Origin of the sequence: Rhodococcus sp. DN22, assembly GCF_036669995.1 — a bacterium.
Lineage (GTDB): Bacteria > Actinomycetota > Actinomycetes > Mycobacteriales > Mycobacteriaceae > Rhodococcus_F > Rhodococcus_F erythropolis.
Map to the genome: position 1 here is coordinate 4,057,768 of NZ_CP133326.1, position 15,196 is coordinate 4,072,963.

The 15,196-nt window shown below is 61.4% G+C and carries 8 protein-coding genes and 1 tRNA gene; 6 read left to right on the plus strand and 3 right to left on the minus strand.

The genetic code is table 11. From position 1 onward, the window contains the following. The first annotated feature begins 19 nt into the window (after window positions 1-19). Both RA302_RS18490 and RA302_RS18495 read left to right on the plus strand, forming a co-directional pair. Window positions 20-1,219 carry an acyl-CoA dehydrogenase family protein gene (locus RA302_RS18490; RefSeq protein ID WP_030537580.1) on the plus strand — a complete coding sequence of 400 codons (1,200 nt, stop codon included), beginning with the start codon at window positions 20-22 and terminating at the stop codon, window positions 1,217-1,219. Between the two features lie 147 nt (window positions 1,220-1,366). After that, window positions 1,367-3,055, plus strand: coding sequence for an FAD-dependent oxidoreductase (locus tag RA302_RS18495; RefSeq protein ID WP_042446106.1), 1,689 nt, complete (start codon window positions 1,367-1,369; stop codon window positions 3,053-3,055). 118 nt (window positions 3,056-3,173) lie between these two features. On the opposite strand, the gene RA302_RS18500 is transcribed toward RA302_RS18495, so the two are convergent. Beyond that, window positions 3,174-5,006 carry an ABC transporter ATP-binding protein gene (locus RA302_RS18500; RefSeq protein WP_039973329.1) on the minus strand — a complete coding sequence of 611 codons (1,833 nt, stop codon included), beginning with the start codon at window positions 5,004-5,006 and terminating at the stop codon, window positions 3,174-3,176. Window positions 5,007-5,097: 91 nt separating this feature from the next. On the opposite strand from RA302_RS18500, the gene RA302_RS18505 reads away from it, so the two are divergent. Further along, window positions 5,098-5,556, plus strand: coding sequence for a MarR family transcriptional regulator (locus RA302_RS18505; protein WP_003945320.1), 459 nt, complete (start codon window positions 5,098-5,100; stop codon window positions 5,554-5,556). 4 nt (window positions 5,557-5,560) lie between these two features. Here the strand turns inward: RA302_RS18505 and ssb are convergent, their stop codons facing one another. Together ssb and RA302_RS18515 are read right to left on the minus strand one after the other, a co-directional pair. Further along, window positions 5,561-5,974: a single-stranded DNA-binding protein gene (ssb, locus tag RA302_RS18510; protein ID WP_007733347.1), complete on the minus strand. Its 414-nt coding sequence runs from the start codon at window positions 5,972-5,974 to the stop codon at window positions 5,561-5,563. A 182-nt stretch (window positions 5,975-6,156) separates the two neighbouring features. Continuing rightward, window positions 6,157-8,292, minus strand: coding sequence for a cytochrome c oxidase assembly protein (locus RA302_RS18515; RefSeq protein ID WP_338477451.1), 2,136 nt, complete (start codon window positions 8,290-8,292; stop codon window positions 6,157-6,159). Window positions 8,293-8,389: 97 nt separating this feature from the next. Here RA302_RS18515 and RA302_RS18520 point away from each other — a divergent pair. From RA302_RS18520 to RA302_RS18530, 3 genes are all read left to right on the plus strand, one after another. Further along, window positions 8,390-8,465: transfer RNA gene (locus RA302_RS18520), tRNA-Arg, on the plus strand. 119 nt (window positions 8,466-8,584) lie between these two features. Then, window positions 8,585-8,743, plus strand: coding sequence for a hypothetical protein (locus RA302_RS18525; RefSeq protein ID WP_003945304.1), 159 nt, complete (start codon window positions 8,585-8,587; stop codon window positions 8,741-8,743). A 1,660-nt stretch (window positions 8,744-10,403) separates the two neighbouring features. Next, entirely contained in the window at window positions 10,404-15,074 is a 4,671-nt protein-coding gene (locus RA302_RS18530) for a DUF5979 domain-containing protein (RefSeq protein ID WP_338477452.1), read from the plus strand. The last annotated feature ends 122 nt before the right edge of the window (window positions 15,075-15,196 follow it).

A 15,196-nucleotide genomic window follows, 5' to 3' on the forward strand; every position in this document is an offset into this window, starting at 1 on the left:
ACGACAAAAGGTGCCGTCAATGGACTTAGCTCCGAGCCCCGCTGCGCGCGAAATCATCGCGCGTCTAGAAGCATTCATGGACGAACACGTCTACCCAGCTGAGTCGGTTTACTCCGAACAACTCGAGGCCGCAGGACCTCGCAGTCACGTCTTGCCACCCGTAGTCGAGTCGCTGAAGTTGGAAGCGAGACGCCAGGGCATGTGGAATCTGTTCATGCCGGCGCTCTCAGGACTGTCTCACCTCGACTACGCCCACATCGCCGAGGTGACGGGGCGCTCGCCCTACATTGCCCCCGAAGCCCTCAACTGCGCGGCGCCCGATACCGGAAACATGGAGATCCTGCACCTGGTGGGAACCCGCGAGCAGAAGGAGCGATGGCTTCAACCACTGCTCGACGGCACAATGCGTTCGGGCTTCTCCATGACTGAACCCGATGTTGCGTCCTCCGATGCCCGAAACATCATGACGTCGATTGTTCGGGACGGCGACGAATACATCGTGAACGGTCGAAAATGGTGGACGACCGGTGCAGCAGACCCACGGTGCGAAATTCTGGTAGTCATGGGGAAGACGAATGCCGAGGCAGAGCCCCACAAGCAGCAATCGATGATCTTGGTGCCCGTCGCCACCGCTGGAGTCGAAATCGTGCGCAGTTTACCGATATTCGGATACCACGACCAACACGGCCACTGTGAAATTCGGTTCGATAACGTTCGAGTACCGGCAACAAATATGCTTGCGTCCGAAGGAGACGGGTTCGCCATCGCACAGGCGCGCCTGGGTCCGGGCAGAATTCACCACGCCATGCGCTGTATCGGCATGGCGGAGCGCGGATTGGACTTGATGGTTCGACGTGCCCAGTCTCGTAACGCTTTTGGCGGGCCGATCTCGGATCAGGGAGTTGTCCGGACCTGGATCGCCGAATCGCGAATGGAAATCGAGCAGGCCCGCCTTCTGGTGCTGAAGACAGCATGGCTCATCGACCAGGTCGGAGCCAAGGGCGCTCAGATCGAGATCGCGGCAGTCAAAGTCATCGGTCCTCGTGTGGCGCGCAACGTCCTGAATCGATCGATCCAGTGCCACGGGGGTGGCGGTGTCACCGACGACTTCCCGATCGCGAGAATGTGGGCGAGTGCCCGGATCCTCGGTATCGCCGACGGACCAGACGAAGTGCATATCAGGAGCGTCGCACGCCACGAGTTGCGCAAGCACCGCTGACGGCGATCGGTGTTCGAGGCCCGCGAAAGCCGTTGTATTGCTGAATCATCAGCCTTCGTCCACTCGAGCGCATGGTTGACCTCGGTCAACCCCTTCGGGCTGCGGCCCGTGAAGAGAAAACCTCAACCAATTGAATAGGAGAGGCAAATGCCTCGCGCGTCAAAATCAAGGGAAGTGTCCTTCGATCACGAAGTGGACTTCCTCGTTGTCGGCAGCGGTGCCGGTGGGTTGACCGCGGCGTTGGCAGCCGCCGCCAATGGTCTGAACACCCTCGTCATCGAAAAAGCAGACGTTTATGGCGGCACCACCGCGCTGTCGGGCGGCAACATCTGGGTGCCCAACAATCCAACTCTCATCCGTGAAGGGCTCTCGGACAGCCGTGACGACGTCCGGGCGTACATGCGAGCTGTCGTTGGTGATGGAGTTCCCGAGGACAACATCGACGCGTTCGTCGACGAAGGTCCACGCGTGTTCGAGTTCCTCGAGAAGACCAGCCCGCTCATGCGATTCCAATGGTGTACGGGCTATTCGGACTATCACCCGGAGAAGCCGGGCGGTCGCCCACGTGGACGTACCATCGAACCGCTTCCTTTCGACCTGAAAATGCTCGGCACCGACGAGTCCGGTCTGCGCCCCGGCGCACTTCCGACTCCCGCCGGTCTGTACATCACATCCAAAGAGTTCGTGAAACTGAACATGGTCATGCGTACCTGGGCAGGGCGACGTGCCGCGCTGGCAACCGGGTGGCGTGCAGCGAAGAGTGTTCTGACCAGAAGGCACATGGAGACACTCGGGCAGGCCCTGGTCGGCCGTCTGCGCCTGGCGATCAAACAAGCCGGCGTTCCGCTTTGGCTGAACACTGCGATGGAATCGCTGATCACCGACGACGATGATTGCGTGGTGGGTGTGGTGGCCGAGCGCAACGGCCGCACTGTCAGAATCCGAGCTTCCAAAGGCGTACTGCTCGCCTGCGGCGGTTTCGAACAGAGCGACGAGATGCGTCGGCAGTATCTCCCGGAAAACGCCAGCGCCAACTACAGCCTCGGTTCGGTCGACAACACTGGAGACGGCATCCGCGCGGGACAACAAATCGGTGCCGCAGTTGACCTGATGGATGACGCGTGGTGGATGCCCTCGTTCAAGAGACCTGACGGGATCATGCACGGATTGGTCTCCGAACGGTCGGTTCCCCGATCGATCATCGTGAACCAGAACGGAGTTCGGTTCACCAATGAATCCGCTCCCTACGTGACATTCGTCCACAACCAGATTGCCGGGGGTCACGACCCAGCGTGGTTCATCTTCGACGCGAAGGCCAAAAGTCGCTATCAGATCGGAGCGATCATGCCGGGGCAGAAGTTCCCGAAATCCTGGTTCGACAACGAACTCCTCTACACCGGCGACACGCTCGACGAGTTGGCCGGCCGCCTCGGACTTCCGAAGAAACAATTAGCTCTCACTGTGCATCGATACAACAGGTTTGCGCACAACGGTGTAGACGAAGACTTCGAGCGTGGAAAGAGTGCGTACGACAACTACTACGGGGACCCGACATTGCCAGTCCCCTCGATGGACATGATCGACGAAGGTCCGTACTACGCGATTCGACTACGAACCGGCGATCTGGGAACGAAAGGCGGGCTCGTCTACAACAAACATGCACAGGTCATGCACAGTTCCGGTGAACCGATTGCAGGTCTCTACGCGACGGGCAACACCTCGTCCGCGGTCATGGGCAACGACTACGCCGGGGCAGGCGCGACCATCGGGCCGGCGATGGTTTTCGGATACATCGCGGCGCGCCACGCAGCTGACCGCCGACAGGACCCGCGATAGATCGGAGTCGTTCCCGTTCCCGTCGGCACGACGTACAACCACGCGGAGGTGGCCTGGACGAACATCCATGCCACCTCTGGTCGGTGCTCGGTGACTCGCCAACGCGATGGATGCACTGTCACACAGTCTGCAATTCCGCAGGCAGTTCGACCGCGTCGCTACCCGAAGCCGCAAGCAGCTGCGCGTACCGCCCGCCTTGCTTCACCAGTTCGTCGTGGGTGCCCTTTTCCACAACCACGCCCTGGTCGAGGACCGCGATGAGATCCGCATCTCGAACCGTGGAGAGTCGGTGCGCCACAACAAGAGTGGTGCGTCCGACCATCAGCTCGTCGAGCGCGTCCTGCAACGCACGTTCAGTGCGATTGTCCAAGGCGCTCGTCGCCTCGTCGAGGACGAGGATCGGCGGATTCCGCAGGACTGTGCGCGCGATCGCTATGCGCTGTTTCTCACCGCCGGAGAATCGGTAGCCGCGCTCGCCGACCATGGTGTCGTACCCGTCGTCGAGACCGGAAATGAACTCGTGGATCTGCGCGATGCGCGCTGCCTGCTCGATCTCGGCGTCCGTGGCGTCGGGTTTCGCGAACCGAAGGTTCTCACGAATCGTCGTGTGGAAGAGATACGTCTCCTGCGACACCACACCTACCAGGTCGGAGACCGTCGCCAGATCGAGGTCCCGCAGATCGACGTCGTCGATTCTCACCGATCCCGCAGTCGGGTCGTACAGACGTGCGGCCAAGTATCCGAGAGTGGTCTTGCCCGAACCCGTGGAGCCGACAAGCGCCAAGGTTCCGCCGGCCGGGACCGTGAGGTCGATGTTGTCGAGGGTCTTGCTGTCGGTTCCTGGATACGAGAAGTCGACGTGGTCGAACCGAAGTTCGCCGGACATCTTGGTGCGGTCGAAGCTCTTCGACTCTTCCGGATCCGCGATGTCGATCGGCAGATCCAGGTACTCGAACACGCGACTGAACAGTGCCATCGAGCTCTGCACCTCGACGCCCGTGTTGAGCAGCATCATGGTGGGGCGGAACAATTGTGTTTGCAGCGTGGTGAATGCGACGAGGGTGCCGACGGTGATGGTGTTGCCGTGATCGAGAGTGAAACCGGCAAACCAGTAGACCAGTGCAGGCATGGCTGCGAAGGTGATCGACATGGTCGCCATGCGCCACTTGCCGGCCATCATGGCTCGGAGTTCGACGTCTGCGACTTCCGCTGAACGCTCGGTGAATCGATCCGTCAGAGCCGACTTCGCGCCGGTCGTCTTGCCGAGGAGAATGCCACTGACGGAGAGAGATTCCTCCACCTGGACCGACAGATCACTGAGTAGCTTCTGCCGCTTACCAGAGATCTTGCGGCGCTCGTCACCGATCTTGCGTGCGATACGGATGAACACCGGCAAGATCGCCAGCGAGAAGATGGCAAGCCGCCAATCCAGAAGGAACAGAGCAACAATGGTGGCTGCCACGGTCGTTGCATTCTGCGCGATGGACGTTGCCGTGTTGGTGACCACCGACTGCATACCGCCGATGTCGTTGGCAATACGCGACTGAACTTCTCCGGTTCGGGTTCGAGCGAAGAATCCGAGCGACTGATTCTGCAGATGCGAGTAGACCCGCACGCGCAGTTGGTGCATCAGTTTCTGGCCGATGCTGTTGGACATCCAGGTCTGCGCCACGCCGAGACAGCTCGTGATCACGGCAATGGCGATCATGCCGATGGCCAGAACGCTCACGAGTCCGAGGTTCTTGTCCGGGATCGCCTTGTCGAGCATTTCGCGTAGGAGCAGCGGGCTGCCCAGCGCCACGATCGCGCTGAGTGTGATGACCGCGGTGACGATGGCGATCTGAGTTCGATACGGCGCAAACAGTCCGAGTACGCGCTTTGCCGGTACGGATTCCGCCGGAGTGATCTCGACAGCGGATCGTTCGATGTTTCGCATGTGATCTGGTTTCACGTTCTACCTCCTGGAGGCTTTCTCACCCTAGTTTCATATTGATGAGGTTACCTCACTATGAGGCTGACACCAACAACGCTAGACTGACGCTATGCATTCCCGAGAGCGCGAACTCACCGACGTCGTGATGTCCGTGGCACGGCTCATCCGCCGACGTCAGGTGGCAGCGCTGGAACCATTCGGTCTCTCGCCGTCGCAAAGCCGAGCGCTGCGAGTACTGACCCGAGTGGGCGAGCCGGTTCGACTCGGGTTTCTTGCCGAGCGATTGCGCATCGTTCCGCGGTCGGCGACCGACGTCGTGGATTCCCTCGAAGAGGCCGGATGGGTGCGCCGCACTCCCGATCCGAACGATCGGCGAGCCGTGTTACTCGAGCTCACCGACGCCGGCGCTACCCTCGCTGCCGACGTCGCAAAAGCTCAACGACGCGAATCTTCGGATGTGTTCGACGACCTCGACGAATCGGAGCGAGCAACTCTCACCGAACTTCTCGAGCGAGTGGACGCGGGGCACGACTCGCGGCCCCGCGACTGCCCGAAACCTTCGGTCTGAGTCCTCACGCAGCGACGGTGTCGACTGCGTCCTCGACATTCTCCGCCGACGTCGGCTTACTCTGACGCTCGATCTTCGAGATGCAACGAGCAAGGTCCGCGCCTACCGCAGTCGCCCGTAGCTCGAGATCGGAACGAGGCACACCCTCTTTGGTCGTGTACTCGTTGGTGCGCAACTCCCCCGCCACCATGACCGGATCACCCTTCATGATGGATGCGCCGACGCCGGTGACCAACCGCCGCCAGCAGCTGACCGTGAGATAGAGGGTCGCTCCGTCCGTCCACTCTCCGGTCACCGCGTCTTTGCGACGCGTGTTGCTCGCCATCCGAAAGCTCAGCACCTCTTCGCCATTGGTGGTCTGCCGCTTCACCGGATTGGTGATGACGGTTCCGACAACCGTTGCATGCGTTTCGTACATGTCCGATCCCCCTTCGAACTCCAGAACCCGCCAACTGCCGCGGGGCCGATCATTGCGTCGGCAGTTTCGATTGTGGAACGACAAACGCGTGGCTCGGGATCTTCGATTTCCACCTGTGCATCGGTGGAACAGCTGTGGAGAAACAGCACTGCCCGAGCCAAACGGCCCGGGCAGTGTCGGAGCTAAGTGCTAGTGGAGGATTCGTCGGATTTCTTCTCGCTGGGTGTCTCGTCCGCAGAGTCCTCGCTTGCAGTCTCCGCGTCAGCAGCCTCACGGGGTTTCCACCCTTCGCGGTCTCGCCTGGCCAATTCGGCGAACATCGCGTTGTGCGCGGCGAGGTCGGCGTCGTGGTCACGCTCGGCCGCACGGTCGGTTCGGCGCGCTGTCCTACCATCGCTGCGCGACCACTGAACCAGTAGCGCGAGCATGACCACCATGAGCGGGATCTCGCCGGTCGCCCACGCGATGCTGCCGCCCAGCTGCTGATCGCCGATCAGGTCGTTGTTCCAGCCGAGGCCGAGCGAACGGAAGTACGCGCCGCCCATGACGGCGGTGGTGCTCATCAATGCCACGCCGAAGAAGGCGTGGAACGGAAGTGAGCCGAAGACCATTGCCAGCTTGGTCACTGGCTGCAATTGACGTGGTGACGGGTCGATTCCGATCGCCACCCAATAGAAGAGATAGCCGCTGAGGATGAAGTGCAGGTTCATCAGCAGGTGAGCGCTGTGCGAGTCGACCGTCGCACCGTAGATTCCGCCGAGATACAGCGCGTAGAAACCGCCGACGAAGAGAACTGCCGCCACGATCGGGTGGGTGATGAATCGCGAGAACGGGCTGTGCAGAGCGGTCAGAATCCACTCGCGAATGCCGGGCACGCCGTCCTTGCCTGCCGGATCCAGGGCCCGCAGAGCCAAAGTGATCGGCGCACCCAGAACCAGCAGGACTGGGCCCAACATCGACAGCGCCATGTGCGCACCCATGTGAACGCTGAATACTGCCGGCGCGTACTTGCCGACGCCCGAAGACGTGGCGATCAAGAGCACCGCACAACCGCTCATCCAGGCGATGGTTCGGCCGACAGGCCAGGAATCCCCACGCTTGGCCAGCTTGCGCAGGCCGATTCCGTACAGAATCGCCGCGGCGATCGCGGCGGTGCCGAACATGAGGTCGAATCGCCAGTCCGTCACGAAAGCCATGAACGACGGCGGGTCCGGAAGGTTGTAACCGAGTTCGACCTCGGGAATCGAGGGAATCGACAGCGGCGGGGGCGGCGGGGTACGACCGAGGCCGATCGCGAGACCGATGGTCGCCGCCATCACGATGCCTTCAGCGCCGGCAAATCGAATCAGGGCAGAGCGACTCTTCGGATTCTCCGCCAGCGCCGGTAGCGCCCGACTCCGCTGAGCCCAACCGAAGAACCCGAGGATGATCAGTGCAACCGTTTTCGCGACGATCAATCGTCCATACGTCGTGGTGAAAACGTCGTCGAGAGGCAGACGGACAATCGCGTTGATGACGCCGCTGAATCCCATGACGACGAAGCAGATGGATGCGACCGTCGAAAAGCGTCGGGCTGCTACGTCGGTGTAATCGCCGCCGCGGCGCGCGTGTGCCAGTAGCGCGAACAACCCGCCGGCCCAGAGCGAAGCCGCCACGAGGTGCAGGATCAGGCTGTTGGTAGCGATGTCATGCGACCCGCCCGAAGACGAGTGACCGGTGAGAGCGAGCGGCATCAGTCCGAGAAGACCGACCAGCAGCAGTAGCGGGGTCCACCACCAGCGCAGTGTCAGTCGGGCCAGGATCGCCAGAACAACCGCGATGATCGCAGTCCAACGCCAAGCGCCGGCGATCTCGACCTGATCGAGTCCCGACCACAGGTTCGCCGGTTTGATCGCTTCGGCAAACGGCTGACCCGACGTGTCAGAGAGCGTCAGAGGCACCATCATGAACGAACAGATCGCCCACACGATCGCGGCGTGCGATGCAGTTCGGACTGCCCGATAGCCGTCGACGTCGAGGACGCCCGACTTCTGCGGCGGCACGAAGAACGCGGCCAGCAGCAGTGACCCGATCGCGATGACCGCGGCGATCTCCCCCAGTGCCCGCGTCGCGGGCAGGCCGTACGTGGTGATCGGGCCTGGATCCGGGATGCCCAGAAGAGTCAGTGCCTGCGACGCGGAGAATCCCACCACGATGGCTGCGGTGAGCCCTGCGATGAGTCCACTGACCACGAATATCGCGGTCGAAGAAGGGGGTGCACCGCTGTGCTGTGTGGACTCCGGTGGGGAATCTGTCGGCGCGAGGTCGGGTGTAGCCATACCTCAAGGGTAGGACCTTCGCGAACCGACTACGACAACGCGTCGGAGTTGGGCGGCGCGCGTCACATCCCGAACCCTCGAGTATGATGTTCCACGCGCCTCCGTAGCTCAGGGGATAGAGCAAGAGCCTTCTAATCTCTTGGTCGCAGGTTCGAATCCTGCCGGGGGCACCACAAGATTTGATTCACAGATAGTCACGCTGCGTAGACACAGCGGTCTCTGTCCAGACCGATCCGATCCGGACCGAAACCTAGCCCACAAATTGCGTACCGTCCGCAGTAATCTGCCTCGCATGAAGAAGGCGCTTCCAAAGACCCTGAAGTCACTCGCCCGGACCGTTGGAATCCTGGCACTCGCGATCGTCGTTGTATCCGTCGTCGAGCGGTTCACCGGCGCACACCAACCGACTACCGGTCCCGCCTCGTTGACCGGACCCGACCAATCGTTGTAGCCCTTCCCTGCGACAAGGTCGTCTCACGAAGTTCTACGACGACGAGTCGGTAGGCAAGAGTCCACCAATGGCGGCTGAGTCGCATGCAACACGCTACGCGGAGCGGCCGCGACTGTCACAGAATCTCTGCGCTCCGGATCCCAAGGCGTCACAGCAGCCGGGGCAGTCAAACCTTGCGGGCAGCCGTGGGTGTAGCGCCATTGACACAAGCTGCGTCAGAATGGTTGCGCGAGAACTCGATTCGAAGGTCCGATTTCGCGAAGTGTCCAGAGAGCTGCGAAAAGTACCGGCTGAGGGACCTCGCGGCCACTCGGTGCGGTTGCTCGGATGTGGCGACTGCACGCCGATCGAACCGGTCGCATCCACCGTCAGCAACTACGCAACGACCGTCACCATTTGACTCCGGGCATCGAAAGCGCTTGAAAAGTAAGCCAGTTCATCGTGCCGAGGCGCGCGAGAACGACCTGAACTTGCGAGGTCTCGAGATCTTCGAAGAAGCCTCCGACGTGGCATTTTCCGAGATCCACACACATCCCAGACAGTGCCTCATCCGTGCGCACAAGAGCGCCGCCCAAAGTCGCTGCGGCGCGTGATCAGCTGGACTGACGTAAGCGTACCGAAGGCCTTCTACGAAAAGCTGGGCGATTCTTCGTCTCGAAATGCCATGTCGGCCCCCGAAGCATTATCGACAGTTAACTGAGGCCGGAATCCAATCTGCTAAGAAAAACGAATCTAATGTGACCCCTATCTCTGGATCATTTCAGAACAGGGGTTTCGATGACCCGCGACTGAATTCACCCCCTAATTCACCCTCCTCCTACACACAGAAAAATGATTTGCATTTATGTCGAGCGTGTGTACACAGATAATTCGCTCCACACCTTGTCGTTCCGACAGCAAATAAGGGGCAGTGAACTGCATAAAGGCTCATTCGGTACAGCAGCGCTGACTCGGCTCGGCCGCTCACCGATTGTCGACAAGTGCCAAGGCAGGCATGCAACTGATGGTCGAGATCGAATTGTGATGAACCAGCCAGTTAACTTGAAAGAAATCAACGGAAGATAGATATACCCAGGTAAGCGCAGTTTTTCTTGCATGGACGCACGTCCATGGCGTGTCCAGCTATGCGATTTGCTCGTGTTAGATTCCTGATTGCGCATCGCCCGGTTTGCGCCTTCTGCGTTGTTTGCGCGGAATTTGCATCTTCTCGCGAACGGCCCCGCGCACATTTCTTTACGTTGTGCCTAAGAAAGGAATTTCATGAAAACCGTCACGGCAGCGAAGCACGTAGCACGAAGACTCCCCCCTCGGAGCCATCGCACTGTTGCTTTTGCTATCCGGGATGGTGCTCATGCTCGAACTGCAATGAATCGCGCAGGAAAGATCCTCGGCCGCAGCCTTTAGTACCTCGAAGGTCGTCGCGTTAGGTAATACCGGCGGTCGATTTTTCTTGGAATTTCCTGGCCTACCCAGAGCCGGCCGTCGGTCTGCGCTGGCGCCAACCAGGTCCGATTACCAACTGTTCGGCTCCGCAATAGGTCGCCTGAGAATCACCAACGCTCGCAACCAGGCTCCAGAGCGGCTCAAAGGTCCCGTTTCCCTATTCGACGGCCCCGGAAACGGGGCCTAAATCATGTGTTCTGAACGAAAGGTGTTCGTCATGCGTAACCGTGTCTTCCCACGCCGTGCCGGGGAGGGGGTGGTGTCTCGGTGGGCAGCTTTGGGGATGATCGTTGCGGTCCTGGCGCTGGTCGTATCGTCGTTCTCTTTCGTCCAGGTTGCCTCGGCCGATGACGTCGGGACCTCGACCACCATAGTTCCGACCACAATAGTTCCGACCACACCGAAGCCGCCCGCGACTACGACGGAGGCGCCACTGAAGACGACGGCACCGCCTACTTCCACGTCGGAGTCACCCACTTCTGCGAAACCGCCGATCACGACGGCGTCCTCGTCGACGACTCCTGTGGCGGCGCAGCGACTGGCCGCACGCGGAGTCAATCCCGGCATCGATGTGAAAATCACCGACGTCCAGGTCGAAGGAAAGAACGACCAGCAGATCACGGTCGGGGACTCCGTCACGGTGAAGGGCATTTGGGACGCGTCAAGCGCGAGTCCGCAGCCGGGCGACCAGTTCACCATTGAATTCCCTGGCGAGCTGAAGCTTCAGTCCAACCCGACGATCGCGCTGGAGGGCGACGATGGGACGGTTTGGGGCACATGCGATCTGGCTGCTTCCACCAATCTCATGACCTGCGTGCTCTCCGACGCTGTGGCGGATCGGCCGGACGAGGTGAAGGGCGATTTCTTCGTCTACACGAAGGCAGTCGAGTACACCACGTCAGAGACTGTGGATTTCACGATCAACAACAAGGTCACGCAGGTCGACCTGCCCGGCACGGGCGGCATCACCGACGGCCGCGTAATCGGCGAGTCGACGAAGTCCGGCAAACTCCAGGACAACAAGCAGTCAGTGCGGTGGACCATCGACATCCCCGGCGCAGATCGGGCCAAGTTGGACACAGGCAACACCGGTTCGGTGACCCTGAGCGACGAGCTCTCCGACAACATGAAGGTGTGTGCGGGCAGCCTGCTCAACGCGAAGCTGTGGTCCGGTCGCCCGGGCGATCTCAAAGAGACCCCTGGCGGCGTCACCGTCACCCAACCCGACGCGGGTGATCAGGTCACCATCAACATCAACAACGGCGGGCCCTTCGAGGGCAGCAAGCTCTACCGCATCGAGTACACCTCATGCACGACCAGCGGCGTTGTGGATCTCAAGGGGACTCAGTACACCAACTCCGTGACGATCGGTGACAACACGGTGGCTTCGGATGGCGTGGGACAGGACTACGCGCCGCAGACCGAGCCCTGGAAGGGCGGCTACCTCGACGGCGGTAAGCGCAATATGGAAGCCGTCTGGACGATTGTGGTTCCGGGCACCGACATTGCCGCCAACAACCACAAGATCGACATCACCGACACCTTCGGCGGCCCCCATGCGGTCTGTGCCTCGGGCGTGCAGGTAGTCATCGAGAAGTCTGACTACCTCCCAGGGCGGGAGAACGAACCCAACTACCGCACTCCTGCCGCAGGATTCACCATTGCTCCCATCGGCGCAGTAGCCGGCGCGAGTACCTTCACCGCGGCGATCACTGTGGATAACCCGGACACATTCAACGAAGAACAGTATTACTACTTCACGTACCGGACCTGCCTGACCACCACCGAGGTGCCGGACTCCGAGGACCATCTCACCAACTCGGCGGTCGTCAACAAGACGTCGATCACGGGAAAGACTGAGGGACCTGGGTTCACGAGCGGCAAGAACGGCGCGATCAACACCACGTCGCAGACGATCGGCGGTGTGGAGCAGCCGGCAGGCACCACCCTCAATTGGACCGTGGAAATCTCCGGACACGATCTCGAGGGCCTTACGGAACCGGCGGTCATCAACGACAGGTTCTCACCGAACATGACGGTGTGTGAAATCGGCGGCGACCTCAAGAGCAACCTCAATCTCAAGGTCGTCGCGCAAGACTTCTTCGACGGCAACAAGAAACGCGATATAACCGACGCCACCTCGGTGGCGCGCGCCGACGGCGGTTTCGATCTCACCCTCCCTCGGGACGCGGACGGTTACAGCCGTCAGACGAAGTACCTCGTCAGCTACACCCTGTGCACCAGCAGCGGCGGACTGGACCAGCGCGACACGGAATACTCCAACACCCTCACCTATGCCGGCAAGCAGACGCTGTCGAAGAGCGTCAAGCAGGAATGGGGCGGCGGCGGCACCGGCCAAGGTGTGTCGCGGGGCTCGTTCTCGCTTCTGAAGGAGATCGCTCCCTTCTCCGAGAAATTCCCGGAAGACACCGAGTTCACTGTGAAAGTCGAGGAGTTCGCCCCCGGGCAAGATCCAGCGACCGACGCCCCGGTGAGCTCCTACGAGATCAAGGTGAAGGCTGACGGGACACCCGTCAGTGGGATCAACCCCCGCGGAACCGGCTGGCAGATCCGCCTGTCCGAGATCAACCTCCCGACCGTTGACGGTGTGTACTTCGAGAGAGGGACGTTCCGCCCGTCGGAGGGTGTGACGCTCAACGGGGACCGCACCGAGGCGCTGGTGACCATCACGCCGAAGAGCAATGTCGGTGTCACACTGCTCAACAAAGCGAGCCTGGGATCGGCGAGGATCACCAAATCCGTCATCGGTGACGGAGCGCGCACGGGGCTCGAGGCTTTCGTCGTCAACGCAGAGATCGCCTTCGGTGACGACGCCGCCGGCAACGAGCTGCGTCAATTCACCCTGAAGGACGGTCAGCACTACGACCTGGGCAAATTGCCCATCGGAGCGAAAGTCACCTTCACCGAGGTCCAACCGACGAACACCGACCTCGTGACGTGGTCGCTGCCGGTGATCAGCCCGAAGACGCTCACCATCGGCACCGACGCGTCGGCGAACACGGTCTCCGTCACCAACGAGGCCACGATCACGCAAGGCACCTTCGAAGTGAGCAAAAAGCTCACGGGCCCGAAGGCGTCCGACAAGGCCGTACCGGCGAGCTTCGACGTGATTGCCACCTGGCTCGATACGGACGACAACCCGCAGAGCAAGACGCTGTCTCTTCCGTCCGACGGCACCCCGGTTCCGTTCGGCGAGAACCTGCCGGGCGGCACCGAAGTCACACTGACAGAGCTGGTTCCGGCAAACCGTGACGGTCTCGCCTATGGCGTGCCCGCATACTCCGGGAATGTCAGGATCAGTCCGGACAACGCAGCCGTGGTGACCATCGGCAAGGATCTGCGCAAGATCGAGGTGTCGAACTTCGTCGACGTCAACGACGGCACTCTGCGCATCGCAAAGCAGGTCGGCGGTGAGGCCGCCGAGGCCGTCGGCGACGACGTGGAGTTCACGGTCGAGGCGCGTTGGCGCGACGGTGTGGAGTACCGCACCCAGGTGCTGAGCGTCAAGCAGGGACAGACCACACCGCTCGGCGTCGACCTCCCTGTCGGCACCGAGGTGACCTTCACCGAGACCGGCCGTCCCGATGTCGACGGAGTCGAGTGGGGCACGATCTCCTGGGGCACCAGCCCGGAAGGCGAATCGTGGCTGCACTCGAACCTCGACGGCACCGCGACGGGCATAGTCTCCGACGACCCGACCGACGGTCGGCTGATCACGCTGTCGAACGAGGCGCTGTGGAAATTCGGATCGGTCGAATTCACGAAGTTCATCCTCGACGCTGACGGCAACCCCGTCCGCGCACCCGAGGCCGACCTGCCTGACAGCGCGACGTTCGAGGTCCGTATCGACGGGATCGATCCGGCACTCCCCGCTGGAACTGATTTCCCGGCAGTGGGCCAGACCATCACCCTCGATGCCGCAAACGACTGGAGCTGGACGTCCGACGAGGTTGTGCCGCGGAACACCGTGATCACCTTCTCCGAGGTCGACCCCAAGCCACTGGCCGGTATCGACTGGGCGCGGCCGTACTACTACGTCTCCGCGGATGCCGGTGACGACGATTACCGCGACACCGTCAAGGCGGTGGCCGGTGAGAAGGCTGTGGTGGAGATCCACAACCGCCCGATCCCGACCACCGAGGTGGATATCGACAAGATCGTGACCGGCCCCAAGGGCAGCCAGGTGGCCAAGGACGGATCCACGATCTTCCAGGTCACGGCTACGTGGACGGACATCGACAATGAGGCGCGGTCTTGTGTTCTCGATGTCAAGCCGGGCGCTTCGGTCACTCCGACCGCCCAGTGCGACGCAGCCGTCATCGACGGCCGGGTCCAGTTCCCGCTGAACACCGACATCACTTTCACAGAAACCGGTGCTCACACCGACGTCACCAACGTCAAGTGGGGTGACGTGATCTGGGGCGTCAAGGAAGGCAAGGCGGATGTCTCGAAGATCGACGGCGAACCGACCGCAACTTCCGTCGAGCTCACCGGCGAAGCAAACAAGTCGGTGGTCCTGGGACTCGAGAACAAAACCAGCAGCAATGGGCTGATCATCATCCCGATCCCGATCCCGCTGCCGCCGTGGGAAATCCCGACATGGCCGGGCTCTGAAGTACCCGGAGGACCAGGCACTGACGTGTCGACTCCCGGCAACAACGCTCCCGGCAACAACGGTGGTGGACACAACGGTGCTCCGGGCACACCTGCTCCGGGAAATCCTGCTCAGGCCAAACCGGACCAGTCATCGTCCCTGCCGGTAACCGGCGCGAACGTCATCTGGCTCGCCGGTCTAGCGCTGGCACTGATCGGCGGTGGCGCATGGCTCACCCTGCGTAACCGCAAGCGTGCACCCGGCCAGGAGTAACTCCCAACCAGGAATACCGAAACAGGGCGGGTGCGACATACGCCTGGTCGCACCCGCCCTGTCACCGTCACGACGTATTCATCTCGCGGCCGCCCCCGTGGCCCACCCTTCGAAGGAGAAAC

What these genes read in the sequence shown, in the direction of transcription:
- RA302_RS18525 (WP_003945304.1), top strand. Translation starts at nt 8,585, where the DNA reads ATGAAGAAGGCGCTTCCAAAGACCCTGAAGTCACTCGCCCGGACCGTT.
- RA302_RS18530 (WP_338477452.1), top strand. Translation starts at nt 10,404, where the DNA reads ATGCGTAACCGTGTCTTCCCACGCCGTGCCGGGGAGGGGGTGGTGTCT.
- RA302_RS18515 (WP_338477451.1), bottom strand. Translation starts at nt 8,292, where the DNA reads ATGGCTACACCCGACCTCGCGCCGACAGATTCCCCACCGGAGTCCACA.
- RA302_RS18490 (WP_030537580.1), top strand. Translation starts at nt 20, where the DNA reads ATGGACTTAGCTCCGAGCCCCGCTGCGCGCGAAATCATCGCGCGTCTA.
- ssb (WP_007733347.1), bottom strand. Translation starts at nt 5,974, where the DNA reads ATGTACGAAACGCATGCAACGGTTGTCGGAACCGTCATCACCAATCCG.
- RA302_RS18495 (WP_042446106.1), top strand. Translation starts at nt 1,367, where the DNA reads ATGCCTCGCGCGTCAAAATCAAGGGAAGTGTCCTTCGATCACGAAGTG.
- RA302_RS18505 (WP_003945320.1), top strand. Translation starts at nt 5,098, where the DNA reads ATGCATTCCCGAGAGCGCGAACTCACCGACGTCGTGATGTCCGTGGCA.